Consider the following 14,757-nt stretch of genomic DNA (forward strand, 5'->3'; position numbering starts at 1 on the left):
AAACATTAGCGACGAATAAAACGTAATAGCAAACATTTACCGTGAATAAAGGCTTTTAGCGCTTTATCGGCAAGTGATTTGAAGATTTTACCTCTTCCATCACCACATAAGTTCTACTTTCGCTAACAGCAGGCAACCTTAATAAAGTATTTCCCAATAATTCACGATAAGCGGTCATATCTGCTACACGCGTTTTAAGTAAAAAATCAAAATTACCTGATACTAAGTGACATTCTTGAATAACGTCTAATTCATGAACCGCCTTAGAAAAGTCGTCAAAAACGTCAGGGCTGGTTTTAGTTAGGGTTATTTCAACGATAACTAACAAAGCAGCGTCTAGTTTTTTTGGATTTAAAATGGCTTGATATCCGACAATAAATTTGTCGTTTTCTAACCGTTTTACTCTTTCTAAACACGGTGTCGCACTTAAACCCACTCTTTTTGAAAGTTCTATATTAGATAATCGGCCATTTTTTTGTAATTCAAATAATATGTTTTTATCAATACGATCTATTTTTTTCTCAACTGAAGAACTCATATATAATTAACTGATAAATTAACTGTTAACAGGATTATATCCTAACAAAATAAAAATAACGACAGGTTAATTCGAAACAAAGTGATTATACTAGTTTCATATTTTACAGCAGAGATAAAACTATGATTATTGGCGTACCTAAAGAAATAAAAAACCACGAATACCGTATTGGCTTAACTCCAGCAGGCGTTAAAGAATTAATTGTTAATGGCCATGACGTTATCGTTGAAAATAATGGTGGTGCAGAAATCGGTTTTGATAATGAACAATACATCACAGCCGGTGCTAAAATTATTAATACAGCAGCAGAAATATTTGCAAGCGCTGACATGATTATCAAAGTAAAAGAGCCGCAACCAAACGAATGTAAAATGCTTCGTCCTGGCCAAGTTCTTTTTACCTACTTACATTTAGCCCCAGATCCACAGCAAACAGAACTACTTATTGCTTCTGGCGCTACCTGTATTGCTTACGAAACAGTAACGCAAAATGGCGGTGGATTACCACTTTTAGCCCCGATGTCTGAAGTAGCTGGCCGTATGTCTATTCAAGCCGGTGCACATGCCTTAGAAAAAGCACAAGGTGGTTTAGGTGCCTTATTAGGTGGTGTCCCAGGTGTTGCTCCAGCTAAAGTATTAATTGTTGGTGGTGGTGTTGTTGGTACTCAAGCTGCTCGTATGGCGGTTGGTATGGGTGCTGATGTTACTATTTTAGATCGTTCTTTACCTCGCCTTCGCCAGTTAGATACAGAATTTGATGGCCGTTTAAAAACGGTTTACTCAACTGCAGATGCTATGGATCAACTTATTGTTGAAGCTGATTTAGTTATTGGTGCGGTATTAATTCCAGGTGCAGCTGCCCCTAAGTTAGTGACAGCACAACATATTAAGATGATGAAAAAAGGCGCTGTTATCGTTGATGTAGCCATTGACCAAGGCGGCTGTTTTGAAACTTCTAAAGCTACCACTCATCAAGATCCTACTTATGTAGTTGATGAAGTTGTACATTATTGTGTTGCTAATATGCCAGGTGGTGTTGCAAGAACATCGACTATGGCATTAACCAATGCGACTATGCCATTTACAGTGACTTTAGCAAACAAAGGCGCTAAGCAAGCGCTACTTGATGATGTGCACTTAATGGCCGGTTTAAATGTTTTAGGTGGAAAAGTTACTTATAAGCCAGTTGCTGATGTACTGGGTTATGAATATGTTGCACCAGAAGTAGCCATTGCAACGCTGTAATAGGTTATATAAAATGCTTAAAGCCGCTAATTAATAGCGGCTTTTTTGTTTTCTAAGTATTAACAACAAAGCAAACTTAAGGCCCGATACCACGTTGATCTGTAAAAATAGCCGTGCAGTTTTGTAAAATAAATGATTATTTATAATTATTTCTTTGTTGCTCTCTTGAGATAATCACTTAGAATCCCAACTATTAAGACATTAATATATTTTTTGGAGTAGTTCATGAGCGAAGCAAGACATTGCCCGTTACTCATTTTGGGTTCAGGCCCTGCAGGATATACCGCAGCAGTTTATGCCGCACGTGCGAATTTAAAACCTGTAATGATTACCGGTTTACAACAAGGTGGTCAATTAACTACCACCACTGAAGTAGAAAACTGGCCAGGTGATGCAGATGACTTAACCGGCCCGGCATTAATGGATCGCATGCAAAAGCACGCTGAAAAATTCGATACTGAAATTATTTTTGATCACATTAACGAAGTTGATTTTAGTGAGAAGCCATACAAACTCAAAGGCGATTCAGGTGTTTATACCTGTGACGCACTTATTATTTGTACTGGTGCGTCAGCGATGTACCTTGGTTTACCCTCTGAAGAAGCCTTTATGGGTAAAGGTGTTTCTGCTTGTGCAACATGCGATGGTTTTTTCTATAAAAATCAGAAAGTAGCAGTTGTTGGTGGCGGTAATACGGCTGTTGAAGAAGCTTTATACTTATCGAATATTGCCTCTGAAGTACATTTAATTCACCGTCGTGATACTTTTCGCTCAGAAAAGATTTTGACTAAGCGTTTAATGGATAAAGTGGCTAACGGTAATATCGTATTGCACCTAGATCGCACGTTAGACGAAGTGCTTGGTGATAACATGGGTGTCACCGGTGTTCGTATTAAAGACATGAATTCAGACGCGACAGAAGAGTTTGACGTTATGGGTGTGTTTATTGCTATCGGCCACAAACCAAACACCGATATTTTTAACGGTCAACTTGATATGAAAGATGGTTATATAACCATTCAAAGTGGCACTAACGGCAATGCAACACAAACCAGTGTTGAAGGCATTTATGCTGCCGGTGATGTTGCTGATCATATTTACCGTCAAGCCATTACTTCTGCTGGTGCCGGTTGTATGGCTGCACTAGATGCTGAGCGTTACTTAGACGCAAAAGGCAGTCACTAGTCAATGACTCGAGCTATTCCTTGGTTATCGTCGAATAGCTCGACTTTCCCCGCATTATCTACCGCTTTAGAAGAACCCAACGGCTTACTCGCTTTTGGCGATGACTTGACACCCCAGCGAATTATTCAAGCCTATCAACAAGGTATTTTCCCCTGGTTTAGTGATGGCGAGCCAGTGATGTGGTGGAGCCCAAATCCGCGTGGCATTATTAACATCTCTGAACTTAAGGTAAATAAAACGCTACAAAAAGTGCTCAATCGAGAAACGTTTACCGTCACACTCAATAAAAACTATAATCAAGTAATTGAATTGTGTGCTGATGCCCCCTTCCGCAAAGAGAACACTTGGATTGTTAATCCAATGATATCCGCTTATAAAACACTTCACAGTCAAGGCAGTTCGCACTCAATTGAAGTTTGGTATAATGAGCATTTAGTTGGTGGTTTGTACGGTGTGGCTGTGAATGGTTACTTCTCTGGTGAATCGATGTTTTATCGAAAGAGCAATGCCTCAAAAGTCGCCTTAGTGTATTTAGCTCAGTTACTAAAATCTATAAATATAGAATTTATAGATTGCCAAATGTTAAATCCTTTTTTAGCAGACATGGGCTGCATAGAAGTTTCTCGACAACAATTTATTACGCAGCAAATTGCAGCAAAAGCGATTATTCCCCCGGCAAATTTTTGGCAAGCTAGACCCCTAACCTTAGACTGATTAACGTTTTTGTTATTTACCGTATCGGCCTGCTTGGGACTTATCATGCCAAGCTTTTTTTGATTGCTTAATCATTATATTTTTAAGGTTATCCAAAAAACCACGGATAAGACATTTAACGACCTGCATACAAATTATAAGTATGAATAACCGCTGAAATTTGTTATAAATTTGTTATATAAAATATACCTGTAACATAACGAATTAAATAGCGGTGAATTAATTGAGAAACAAACGATGTTGGTTTTATTTAATGCTAGTTGTGCTTTATTCAAACTTTGCGTTTTCTTACAATACAACTGGCATTGAGCAAGAGCTAAGTCAGCAAATTTCCGTAAATCCTCAAGCCGTATTTTATAAAATTGAAGCGTTATTATCTGATCCTGAATTACCCCTTACATTAAAAACAAAATTGTTAGTTATTCAAGCTGAGGTTGCTTACATTATTGACCAACCTGAAAAAATTCTTGAATACTCCAAGTCAGCTTTGGCAACAGGTTTACTTAATGAACCCTGGCATACGAGAGTCCTTATTAGCCAATCAAGAGGTTATTTCCAACGGGGACAATTTAAAGAGTTCTTCGCTACCGCGAATATGGCGGTGCTGAAAGCTGAGCAGTCAAATTTATTAAATTATAAGATTGCAGCCCTAGTAGAAAGAGCTTATGCCTATAGTTTGTTAGGAAACAATGCTAAAGCAAGAAAAGACTTAACCCTTGCCATAAAGTATCTTGAATTGCTGCCTAGTGTCTTTGATAAAGCCATCATACTTGAACGCTTCAGCTCAGCAAATAAAAGGATAGGCGAAATTGAAATAGCTAAAAAATATCAGCTACAAGCAAATGAAATATATATGCAAAATGGCAGCCCACACTATTTATCTATTGGTTATTATAATCTGGCGCGAATCTATCATGAAGTTAAGGACTGGCAGCAAGCCAGCGACTGGGTGTTGAAGTCCTACCGAGAAGCTTTAAAAGATAAAAATAAACTCAATCAAGCATTTTCATTATCTAGACTATCAGAGTATCAAAATAACTTAGGTAATTTCCTACAAGCCAAAAATTATTTAAATGAAGCAATTATTGCCGCTGATGCCAGTACCTCAGAGCGAGTAAAAATTCATGTTCGTAAAAATATGGCGACTATTTTATCCCAAAACAAAGAATTTGAAGAAAGTCAAAGCTTACTATTAGAAACTATTATCATGGCAAAAACTTATCAAATGCAACGTGATCAAATTGAACTAATGCAAATGTTGGCAGAAACATACTATCAACTTAAGGCATTCGAAAAAGCATATTTAACGTTAAAAGAGGCAAATTTACTCTATTAAATGATCACAGCTACCCGCACAAATTAACGCCCCTTTTGAGTTATTTATACTGAAAACCTCAGTCGTTTGTTAAATAAAATAACCATAGCTATGGCTTACGGCGGATTAGTGGCCACGTTAAGTACTTTAATGTTTATTGATGCAGATATACCAACCCCTGATGTATCTTTTTTTATGAGCTAATGCCTGACTTGACATATCTGAGTGAAATAATGCTTATAATTATAAAATAGTTTTGCTTTAAACTACTTTTAAACAGGTACATCATTAATGAGTTTAAATTATAAATTAGGTATTACTAAGCCGTTTCCATGTAATTACCTGCCTGAACAAGAAGAGCGGTTATTAATTGCTGTTGATGAAATATTACATGATCGGGAACATTATGGTTGGCTGATGCAGCAAGGTTTTAGGCGCAGTGGTAATGATATTTATCGCCCACACTGCATTGCTTGTCAGGCATGTAAATCGTTACGCGTGTTAGTCAATGAGTTTATACCTTCAAGAAGCCAAAAACGCTTATTAAAGCGTAATCAGCACTTTAATGTAACGTTAAGTAAAGAAGTTAAAGCAAGCTACTATCCGTTATACGAGCAATATGTCAATAGTATTCACAGTGATGGCAGTATGTTTCCCGCAACACCAGAGCAATTTCAAAGTTTTACCCAGAATGATATTACCCAGCAATGTTACATTGAAGTTTGGCATGACGGCGTATTAATTAGTGTTGCCGTAACAGATGATATTCCTGATGCCTTATCGGCGGTTTATACGTTTTATGATCCGAGTTATAGAAAACAAGGTCTTGGGGTTTATTCAATTTTGAAACAAATTGAAATGGCATCTCAACTTAAGCGACAATTTCTCTACCTGGGATACCAAATAGATGAGTGCAGTAAAATGAATTATAAAAATCGTTACACTTCCCACCAAATTTTAGTCGAAAATCAATGGCAAACCGTAAATAAATAACACTATAGCTTTACATTGAGGCCGCAATTCGGCATTATCTGCGCAGCTTTTTATTTACGCACTAATTTAGAGGTTCGGCGCCCAATGGCGAAAGAAGAAAATATTGAAATGCAAGGTACTGTTTTAGATACTTTGCCAAATACTATGTTCCGTGTTGAATTGGAAAATGGTCATGTTGTTACCGCTCATATTTCTGGTAAAATGCGCAAAAACTACATTCGTATTTTAACTGGCGATAAAGTCACTGTTGAATTAACACCATATGACTTATCTAAAGGTCGTATTATCTTCCGTGCTAGATAGAAATTAATTATTTCAGTTTTAAAAGCACTTTAATGTTTTATAAAAGTTTTTTTATAACTAAAATTTAATTAATGCCAATTTAATAAAACAAAAAACCGAGCTTGCTCGGTTTTTTTATGTGCTGGTGAATAGTCAACGGGTCTATTTCGGGCAGAACTAAATCGAATATCCCTGTGGCCATGACGTTTTGTCATTGTTGTGCAATACCGTTAGTGTATTGCACAACGTCTAGAGCTTAATGCTCGACCAATTCCTTTTTCGACTCATAGTTAATGACTAACTTGTCTTTCTTCACAGCGACTTTAGCAACACCACCTTGTGTGAGTTCACCAAAGAGTAACTCGTTTGCTAATGGTTTTTTCAAATGCTCTTGAATCAACCTAGCCATAGGTCGTGCACCCATAGCTTTATCGTAACCTTTATTCGCCATCCACTTCTTAGCATCTTTAGTGACTTCTAACGACACACCCTTCTCATCAAGTTGCACTTGTAGCTCAACGATAAATTTGTCCACCACTTGCTGAATAACTTCGTCACCTAAGTGATTAAACCAAACAATGTTGTCTAGGCGATTACGAAACTCAGGTGAAAATACTTTATTTATTTCATCCATAGCGTCTAGGCTATTATCTTGTTGCTTAAAGCCAATAGATTGCTTAACCGTGTGCGCAACGCCGGCATTTGTTGTTAACACTAAGATAATATTTCTAAAATCGGCTTTACGACCGTTATTGTCTGTTAACGTACCGTGGTCCATAACTTGCAATAATATGTTGTAAACATCTTCATGCGCTTTTTCAATTTCATCTAACAACACAACCGCATGAGGGTTTTTGATCACGGCATCAGTTAATAGGCCGCCTTGTTCATAACCGACATAACCTGGAGGAGCACCAATTAAGCGACTTACTGCATGTTTTTCCATGTATTCTGACATGTCATAGCGTAGCAGTTCGACACCAAGGACTTTTGCTAATTGTTGGGTAACTTCAGTTTTACCGACACCAGTTGGGCCTGCGAATATAAACGAACCAATAGGTTTGTGTTCATTGCCTAAGCCTGCTCTAGATAGACGGATAACAGACGATAATTCATCTATCGCATGATCTTGACCAAAGACAACAAGCTTCAAGTTACGATCAAGCGTTTTCAAGCTATCAACTTCTGATGAAGACACTGACTTCTCAGGAATACGCGCCATTTTAGCCACGATATTTTCAATATCAGTATTACTGATCACTTTTTTACGTTTAGACGCTGCCACCAATTGCTGACGGGCTCCAGCTTCGTCAATAACATCAATCGCTTTATCAGGTAAAAATCTATCGTTAATATATTTTGCTGAAAGTTGTGCAGCAGCTCTTAAAGCATTATTAGAGTATTTAACACCATGATGTGTTTCATACTTCTCTTTTAAGCCATGTAAAATTTTCGTGGTGTCGTCTACGCTTGGCTCAACAACATCTATTTTTTGGAAACGTCGAGCTAACGCTCGATCCTTTTCAAAAATACTTTGATATTCTTGATACGTTGTCGACCCCATACAACGTAACTTTCCTGATGACAGTAAAGGTTTGATCAAGTTAGAAGCATCTAACATGCCACCAGACGCAGCACCAGCTCCAATAATGGTGTGAATCTCATCAATGAAGAGAATGGCATTACCGTCTTGCTCAAGTTCTTTTAACAGTGCTTTAAAGCGTTTTTCAAAATCGCCTCTATATTTGGTCCCCGCTAACAGCGCGCCCATGTCTAACGAATAAATAGTGGCATCTTTTAAAAATTCAGGCGCTTTATCTGATACCAATAAATTCGCTAAACCTTCAGCAATCGCTGTTTTACCAACACCAGCTTCACCGACAAATAAAGGGTTGTTTTTTCTGCGACGACTTAACACTTGTAAAGTCCGCTCTAGTTCGTTGTCACGACCTATAAGGGGATCGATATTACCTTTCAATGCTTCTTCATTGAGGTTAGTAGAAAAATTATCAATGGTACGAGGTTCTTCTTCACCTGCAGGGCTTTGCTGTTCTTCGTTATTACTGCCTTCTTGTTCAATTTTAGCGATACCATGAGAGATATAATTAACAATATCTAAGCGGCTAATATCTGATTTCTTTAAAAAATAAGCGGCTTGTGATTCTTGTTCACTAAATATGGCAACAAGTACGTTCGCGCCATTGACTTCACTTTTTCCTGAAGACTGAACATGAAAGACGGCACGTTGTAATACGCGCTGAAAACCTAGCGTAGGCTGAGTTTCTCTCTCTTCCTCTCCGGCAGGAATAACTGGGGTTGTATCCGTAATAAAGGCTAATAATTCTTTTCTCAAATTCGCCAAATCAGCGCCACATGCTTGTAAAGCTTCAATGGATGATGGATTGTCTAACAACGCCAACAATAAATGTTCAACCGTCATAAATTCATGGCGAGACTCTTTAGCCTGACGAAAAGCCATATTTAACGATACTTCTAGATCTTTATTCAGCATAGGTTACTCCAGTTTAAAACTTGCGTTATTACGCTTTTTCCATAGTACATTTCAGCGGATGTTCATTGCTTGTCGCGTAACTCAATACCTGATCGACTTTAGTTTCTGCTACTTCAGCAGTAAAGGTACCACAACGCCCTTTCCCTTTATAATGAATCGCCAACATAATATCTGTTGCTTGTTCTGCGTTCATATTAAAAAATTTACACAATACGTCGATGACAAAATCCATTGGAGTATAGTCATCATTTAATAGCACTACATTATACATTGGGGGTTTCTCAAATTTTTCAATAACCTCATCATCAAGAACTGTTTGGTCATCTATTAACTCTTTCCATTTACTCATAATTCTATATTAGTCTGTCAGTTGTAGTTTTGCTTTAGATTTAAAAATAATAATTAAAAAAATAATAATATGTAACATAACACTTGACTATTTTCATTTATTATCTACGATTTACTTTGATGGCTACTTTTTGGTCATCTATATTTAATATTGATGCTTTAGTTAATGCTTGAAGGAAAGCATACCTAATTACCGATGAATTTAGAAGGATGTTGAAGTATGGCTCACGGTACAGTTAAATGGTTTAATAATGCAAAAGGGTTTGGTTTTATTCGTCCAGAGGATGGTGGTGAAGATATTTTTGCTCATTATTCAACAATTCAAATGGAAGGATACCGTACGTTAAAAGCAGGTCAGGATGTAAACTACGAATTAAACGCCGGTCCAAAGGGTGATCACGCAGCAAGTATTACACCATCAGAACTTGAAGAAGAATCAGACAATTAATTTAAATTTTTTTGTTGGCATAAAATAAAAACACAGCAATATGGCTGTGTTTTTTATGGTTAAAGCTTTGTAAAATTTTATACAAAGCCTACTTCCAATGTCAGCTTTTACATATTTTCAATAATACAATCGCCAAATTCAGAACAAGTCACTAATGTTGCGTCATCCATTAAACGCTCAAAGTCATAAGTTACCGTTTTAGCGTTGATCGCGCCAGACATACCTTTTAACAATAAGTTAGCCGCTTCAGTCCAGCCCATATGTCGTAACATCATTTCTGCTGATAAAATAACCGAACCAGGGTTAACCTTATTCAAACCGGCATATTTTGGCGCCGTTCCGTGTGTTGCTTCAAAAATGGCAACGTCATCATTTAGATTAGCGCCTGGTGCAATGCCAATACCACCCACTTGAGCTGCTAAAGCGTCTGATAAATAGTCACCATTTAAGTTCAAGGTCGCTATAACGCTATATTCTGCTGGTCGTAATAAAATTTGTTGTAACATGGCATCAGCAATAACATCTTTTATGATGATTTCTTTACCCGTTTTAGGGTTTTTAAGACTACACCAAGGACCGCCGTTTAATAGATCAGCACCAAACTCTTCTCGCGCTAATTCATAACCCCATTCTTTAAAGGCACCTTCAGTAAACTTCATGATGTTACCTTTATGCACTAAAGTCACTGACTCTCGGTCGTGATCAATAGCATATTGAATCGCTTTTCGAACCAGTCTTTGCGTACCTTCTTTAGAAACAGGTTTGATGCCGATACCACAATTCTCTTGGAATCTAATTTTTGTAACACCCATTTCTTCGGTCAAAAATTTGATCATTTTTTTAGCTTGATCAGAACCTGCCTGATATTCAATACCGGCATAGATATCTTCAGAGTTTTCTCTAAAAATAACCATGTCAACTTCACTCGGCTTTTTCACTGGGCTTGGCACACCAGTAAACCATTGCACGGGACGTTGGCATACATACAAATCTAAAATTTGTCTTAAAGCAACATTCAATGAGCGCATACCACCACCTACAGGTGTAGTAAGCGGACCTTTGATACCCACTTTATATTCTTTGAACATGGCTAAGGTTTCATCGGGAAGCCAAGTTTCTGAGTCATACATTTGCGTTGCTTTTTCACCGGCATACACTTCCATCCAGTGAATTTTTCGCTCTGCGCCATAAGCTTTATTTACAGCGGCATCTACAACTTTCATCATAGGTGGTGTTACATCGACACCTATTCCATCCCCTTCAATAAATGGAATAATAGGGTTATTAGGTACTTTTAACAGACCTTGCTCTGAGGTGATTTTAGCACCTGCACTAGGAATAATTACATGGTTCGACATACGAGATCTCCCAAATTTACTAATAAAAATAGCCGTTTGCTAATTTCTTTTCCTTTAAACTAATCGAAAAAGCGCAGTGACACTAATACTGAAATCATGATAGTTAACATAACTTCTCTGAATGATTAAACCGTTGCTTTAAATCAATTGCAAACTTTTCTTAAAAAAAACTGATATCTATTCAAAAACTGAATAGCTTACTTGTTAAATTTTAGACAAAAAAAAGCTAGGCAAGGCCTAGCTTTTTACTTATTTATTAAACTTAAAGTAAGCTTGATAAAATCGTATTTAATGTTGCACTTGGGCGCATAGCTTTTTCGGCTAACGCGGCATCAGCAAAATAATAACCATTAATATCCATGCTAGGTCCTTGCGCGGCATTAAGTTCTTCAACAATCTTGGCTTCTTGTTTAGTCAAGGCTTGTGCAACAGCAACAAAACTTGATTTTAACGTTTCATCAGCTGTTTGCTCTGCAAGCGCTTGTGCCCAGTACATGGCTAAGTAAAAATGTGAACCACGGTTATCCAATTCGTTTACACGACGTGATGGAGATTTATTTTCTTGCAGAAACTTAGCCGTTGCTTGATCTAGGGTATCAGCTAACACTTGTGCTTTAGTGTTACCGGTAGTAACGCTTAAGTGCTCTAAAGAAGCTGCTAAGGCTAAAAACTCACCTAATGAATCCCAACGTAAGTGGTTTTCTTTTTCGAACTGTTGTACGTGCTTAGGGGCTGAACCACCGGCACCTGTTTCGAATAAACCACCACCATTCATTAATGGCACAATCGAAAGCATTTTTGCACTGGTGCCAAGTTCTAAAATAGGAAACAAGTCTGTTAAGTAATCACGTAATACGTTACCAGTCACTGAAATAGTGTCTTCACCTTTAGCTACGCGCGCTAGAGTATAGTCACAAGCTTCAACCGGAGCCATAATTTGGATATCTAAGCCAGTAGTGTCGTGATCAGCAAGGTAGGTGTTAACTTTTTTGATCATTTGAGCATCATGACCACGGTTTGCATCTAACCAGAATATGGCTGGAACATTAGTTGCTCTAGCACGTGTAACGGCTAATTTAACCCAATCTTGAATCGGTGCATCTTTAGCTTGACACATTCTCCAGATATCACCTTCGCTAACAGCATGCTCTAATAACGTTGTACCGTTATCATCTACAACACGCATAGTACCTTCACCAGACATGGTAAATGTTTTGTCGTGTGAGCCGTATTCTTCTGCTTTTTGCGCCATTAAACCCACGTTAGGTACTGAACCCATTGTGGTTGGATTAAATGCGCCATGTTCACGACAGAAGTCGACTACAGCAGAGAATACACCCGCGTAGTTACGATCAGGGATCATGAATTTAGTTTCTTTTTGCGTTCCGTCTGGCGCCCACATCATACCAGAGGCACGTAATGCTGCTGGCATAGAAGCATCAATAATCACATCACTTGGTACGTGTAAATTGGTAATACCTTTGTCTGAATCTACCATGGCAAGTTCAGGTTGCGTTGCATATACTGCATTAATATCAGCTTCAATTTCAGCTTTCTTTTGTGCAGGTAAGCGTGAAATTTTCGAATACACATCGCCAATACCGTTATTCGCGTCAACACCTAATTGGTTAAAAGTAGCGCCGTGCTTAGCAAAAACGTCTTTGTAGAAGACTTTAACTGCATGACCAAACATAATAGGGTCAGACACTTTCATCATGGTCGCTTTTAGATGCAACGAGAGTAAAACGTTTTCAGATTTTGCTTTTTCAGTTTCGGTAGCAAAAAATTCAACCAAGGCCTTTTTGCTCATTACTGATGCATCAATAACTTCTTGGTCTAATAAAGCTAAATGCTCTTTTAATAAAGTTACGTCACCGTTTTGACTAACAAATTCAATTTTAACGTTTGTTGCGCCATCAATAGTGACTGATTTTTCACTGCCGTAAAAATCACCTGATTGCATATGTGCTACGTGTGACTTAGTCGTAGGTGACCATTTACCCATTGAATGCGGGTTAGTACGTGCGTATTGCTTAACTGAACCTGGTGCACGACGGTCAGAATTACCTTCACGTAAAACAGGATTTACCGCAGAACCTAGTACTTTGGCGTAAGTTAATTTAATTGACTCTTCGGCTTCATTTTGCGGTTCTTCAGGATAGTTAGGTAAGTTATAACCTTTAGCTTGTAGCTCTTTAATTGCTGCTTGCAACTGAGGAATAGACGCGGAAATGTTAGGTAACTTAATAATGTTAGCTTCAGGTGTTTTTGCTAATTCGCCTAACTCAGCTAAAGCATCTTCCATACGTTGCTCAGCCGTTAAGTATTTAGGAAAATTAGAGATGATACGACCAGCCAATGAAATATCGCGAGTTTCAACATCGATAGCTGAAGAAGCGGTAAATGCTTTAACAATAGGTAAAAAAGAATGCGTTGCTAAAGCAGGTGCTTCATCGGTAATTGTATAAATAATTTTTGATGTATCTGTGGTCATTTAAAAATCCTTTGCTGATTTGCCATTAATCGATAAAATGGATAGCTATTCAATTTTGATAAATTGATATTCATTTTATCGATAAATAATATTTTTCGGCCGCATAATATCGGAATTCATAGCGCATTAAAATAGATGAATTAGAACTAGCATATTTTTAACAAGGTAAAAAATAGTGACAATCAATAAAAATCAAAGCCTTACACGCAAATACAAGCGAAAACCAACAAAGGTACGACCAGTTGGCTTTCAGCCAGAAATCGTACTTTTTAATAAACCCTTCGATGTATTATGCCAATTTACCGATGATCAAAATCGAAAAACTCTCAAAGACTTTATCGCCGTTAAAGATGTTTACGCTGCTGGGCGTCTCGATAGAGATAGTGAAGGACTGCTATTATTAACCAATGATGGCAAACTTCAGCACAAACTCGCCAACCCAAGTCAAAAAACCGATAAAACCTATTGGGCGCAAGTTGAAGGAGCAGCCACAGAAGCTGATATTGCCCCACTGCGAGCAGGTGTGGAATTAAAAGATGGCCTTACTAAACCCGCTAAAGTCGATATTATGGCTGAGCCTAACATTTGGCCAAGAATTCCAGCAATAAGAGAGCGCGCAGCAATTCCAACCACATGGTTAAAAATAACCATACAGGAAGGAAAAAATCGCCAAGTAAGAAGAATGACTGCTCACATTGGCTTTCCAACCCTGAGGTTGATCCGTTATAGCATCGGTCAATGGACTTTAGAGGGTATTAATAATGGGGAATATAAAAGAATAAATCATGGATAATCTACTAACAAACCCACACGGCAGTGCACAGTTTAAACCCAATACAACCGTAGCGGTTGTTGTCGCCTGCCAAGATAAATTCCTGCTAGTTGAAGAATTAGAACATGGTAAAACAGTGTATAACCAACCCGCAGGACATTTGGAGGCGGGTGAAAACTTAATTGCCGCCGCGATGCGCGAATTACAGGAAGAAACGGGATTAACCGCCTCACCAGATCATCTTTGCGGTATTTACTATTATTATCGACAATCGTTAAACCTTCATTATTTACGTTTTTGTTTTGTTATTGAACTCGAGTCATTTTCAATTTGCCAACCACAAGATGAGGAAATTATTGCTTGTCATTGGTTAACGCTGTCAGAAATTAAAGCAAAATCAGCACAATTACGCAGTTCATTAGTGTTGGAATGTATTGAAGATTACCTCAGCGGTAAAAAAATTGAGTTAAGTCTCTTAAAATCTAATCTTTAATCTATCATCGCGCTAAATGACCATGCTATAATTTCGCGCCATTTTCCATTGAAATATAGTT

General features: G+C 37.9%; 14 protein-coding genes. 9 read left to right on the forward strand and 5 right to left on the reverse strand.

The features are described 5' to 3' along the window. Positions 1 to 55 precede the first annotated feature (55 nt). Positions 56 to 538, reverse strand: coding sequence for a leucine-responsive transcriptional regulator Lrp (lrp, locus tag B5D82_RS18095; RefSeq protein WP_081153651.1), 483 nt, complete (start codon positions 536 to 538; stop codon positions 56 to 58). Between the two features lie 122 nt (positions 539 to 660). Between lrp and ald the strand changes: the two genes are divergently transcribed. The 6 genes from ald (at position 661) to infA (ending at position 6,292) form a co-directional block, all read left to right on the forward strand. Next, positions 661 to 1,782, forward strand: coding sequence for an alanine dehydrogenase (ald, locus tag B5D82_RS18100; RefSeq protein WP_081153653.1), 1,122 nt, complete (start codon positions 661 to 663; stop codon positions 1,780 to 1,782). A gap of 225 nt (positions 1,783 to 2,007) precedes the next feature. After that, positions 2,008 to 2,967 (forward strand): thioredoxin-disulfide reductase, encoded by a 960-nt coding sequence (gene trxB / locus B5D82_RS18105; protein ID WP_081153655.1) that lies wholly within the window; start codon positions 2,008 to 2,010, stop codon positions 2,965 to 2,967. Between the two features lie 3 nt (positions 2,968 to 2,970). Next, positions 2,971 to 3,681, forward strand: a complete 711-nt coding sequence (gene aat, locus B5D82_RS18110) for a leucyl/phenylalanyl-tRNA--protein transferase (RefSeq protein ID WP_081153657.1) — start codon at positions 2,971 to 2,973, stop codon at positions 3,679 to 3,681. Positions 3,682 to 3,904: 223 nt separating this feature from the next. Continuing rightward, on the forward strand, positions 3,905 to 5,017 hold the full coding sequence (locus B5D82_RS18115) for a tetratricopeptide repeat protein (protein ID WP_157673932.1): 1,113 nt from the start codon (positions 3,905 to 3,907) through the stop codon (positions 5,015 to 5,017). Between the two features lie 270 nt (positions 5,018 to 5,287). Further along, positions 5,288 to 5,989 (forward strand): arginyltransferase, encoded by a 702-nt coding sequence (locus B5D82_RS18120; RefSeq protein ID WP_081153661.1) that lies wholly within the window; start codon positions 5,288 to 5,290, stop codon positions 5,987 to 5,989. 84 nt (positions 5,990 to 6,073) lie between these two features. Next, positions 6,074 to 6,292, forward strand: a complete 219-nt coding sequence (gene infA, locus B5D82_RS18125) for a translation initiation factor IF-1 (RefSeq protein ID WP_011043571.1) — start codon at positions 6,074 to 6,076, stop codon at positions 6,290 to 6,292. 235 nt (positions 6,293 to 6,527) lie between these two features. Here infA and clpA read toward each other — a convergent pair whose 3' ends face one another. Next, positions 6,528 to 8,783 carry an ATP-dependent Clp protease ATP-binding subunit ClpA gene (gene clpA, locus B5D82_RS18130; RefSeq protein WP_081153663.1) on the reverse strand — a complete coding sequence of 752 codons (2,256 nt, stop codon included), beginning with the start codon at positions 8,781 to 8,783 and terminating at the stop codon, positions 6,528 to 6,530. 28 nt (positions 8,784 to 8,811) lie between these two features. Next, complete coding sequence (gene clpS / locus B5D82_RS18135) at positions 8,812 to 9,132, reverse strand: ATP-dependent Clp protease adapter ClpS (RefSeq protein WP_081153665.1); 321 nt, start codon at positions 9,130 to 9,132, stop codon at positions 8,812 to 8,814. Between the two features lie 219 nt (positions 9,133 to 9,351). On the opposite strand from clpS, the gene cspD reads away from it, so the two are divergent. Next, a complete protein-coding gene (gene cspD / locus B5D82_RS18140) occupies positions 9,352 to 9,579 on the forward strand; it encodes a cold shock domain-containing protein CspD (RefSeq protein ID WP_081153667.1) in 228 nt (75 codons plus the stop codon). A 107-nt stretch (positions 9,580 to 9,686) separates the two neighbouring features. Here the strand turns inward: cspD and icd are convergent, their stop codons facing one another. Together icd and B5D82_RS18150 are read right to left on the reverse strand one after the other, a co-directional pair. Then, entirely contained in the window at positions 9,687 to 10,937 is a 1,251-nt protein-coding gene (gene icd / locus B5D82_RS18145; RefSeq protein WP_081153669.1) for an NADP-dependent isocitrate dehydrogenase, read from the reverse strand. A 262-nt stretch (positions 10,938 to 11,199) separates the two neighbouring features. Continuing rightward, a complete protein-coding gene (locus B5D82_RS18150) occupies positions 11,200 to 13,431 on the reverse strand; it encodes an NADP-dependent isocitrate dehydrogenase (RefSeq protein WP_081153671.1) in 2,232 nt (743 codons plus the stop codon). Positions 13,432 to 13,606: 175 nt separating this feature from the next. On the opposite strand from B5D82_RS18150, the gene B5D82_RS18155 reads away from it, so the two are divergent. Together B5D82_RS18155 and B5D82_RS18160 are read left to right on the forward strand one after the other, a co-directional pair. Continuing rightward, the gene (locus tag B5D82_RS18155; RefSeq protein ID WP_342743786.1) at positions 13,607 to 14,224 is read left to right on the forward strand and encodes a pseudouridine synthase; all 618 of its coding nucleotides are present in this window, start codon (positions 13,607 to 13,609) and stop codon (positions 14,222 to 14,224) included. Further along, entirely contained in the window at positions 14,217 to 14,696 is a 480-nt protein-coding gene (locus B5D82_RS18160; protein ID WP_081153673.1) for an NUDIX hydrolase, read from the forward strand. Before B5D82_RS18155 ends, B5D82_RS18160 begins: the two co-directional genes overlap by 8 nt. The last annotated feature ends 61 nt before the right edge of the window (positions 14,697 to 14,757 follow it).

The organism is Cognaticolwellia beringensis (genome assembly GCF_002076895.1).
GTDB lineage: Bacteria > Pseudomonadota > Gammaproteobacteria > Enterobacterales > Alteromonadaceae > Cognaticolwellia > Cognaticolwellia beringensis.

Excerpts from the sequence above, each read along its gene's own strand:
- lrp (WP_081153651.1), bottom strand. The coding sequence starts at position 538 with ATGAGTTCTTCAGTTGAGAAAAAAATAGATCGTATTGATAAAAACATA.
- ald (WP_081153653.1), top strand. The coding sequence starts at position 661 with ATGATTATTGGCGTACCTAAAGAAATAAAAAACCACGAATACCGTATT.
- trxB (WP_081153655.1), top strand. The coding sequence starts at position 2,008 with ATGAGCGAAGCAAGACATTGCCCGTTACTCATTTTGGGTTCAGGCCCT.
- aat (WP_081153657.1), top strand. The coding sequence starts at position 2,971 with ATGACTCGAGCTATTCCTTGGTTATCGTCGAATAGCTCGACTTTCCCC.
- B5D82_RS18120 (WP_081153661.1), top strand. The coding sequence starts at position 5,288 with ATGAGTTTAAATTATAAATTAGGTATTACTAAGCCGTTTCCATGTAAT.
- infA (WP_011043571.1), top strand. The coding sequence starts at position 6,074 with ATGGCGAAAGAAGAAAATATTGAAATGCAAGGTACTGTTTTAGATACT.
- clpA (WP_081153663.1), bottom strand. The coding sequence starts at position 8,783 with ATGCTGAATAAAGATCTAGAAGTATCGTTAAATATGGCTTTTCGTCAG.
- clpS (WP_081153665.1), bottom strand. The coding sequence starts at position 9,132 with ATGAGTAAATGGAAAGAGTTAATAGATGACCAAACAGTTCTTGATGAT.
- cspD (WP_081153667.1), top strand. The coding sequence starts at position 9,352 with ATGGCTCACGGTACAGTTAAATGGTTTAATAATGCAAAAGGGTTTGGT.
- icd (WP_081153669.1), bottom strand. The coding sequence starts at position 10,937 with ATGTCGAACCATGTAATTATTCCTAGTGCAGGTGCTAAAATCACCTCA.
- B5D82_RS18150 (WP_081153671.1), bottom strand. The coding sequence starts at position 13,431 with ATGACCACAGATACATCAAAAATTATTTATACAATTACCGATGAAGCA.
- B5D82_RS18160 (WP_081153673.1), top strand. The coding sequence starts at position 14,217 with ATGGATAATCTACTAACAAACCCACACGGCAGTGCACAGTTTAAACCC.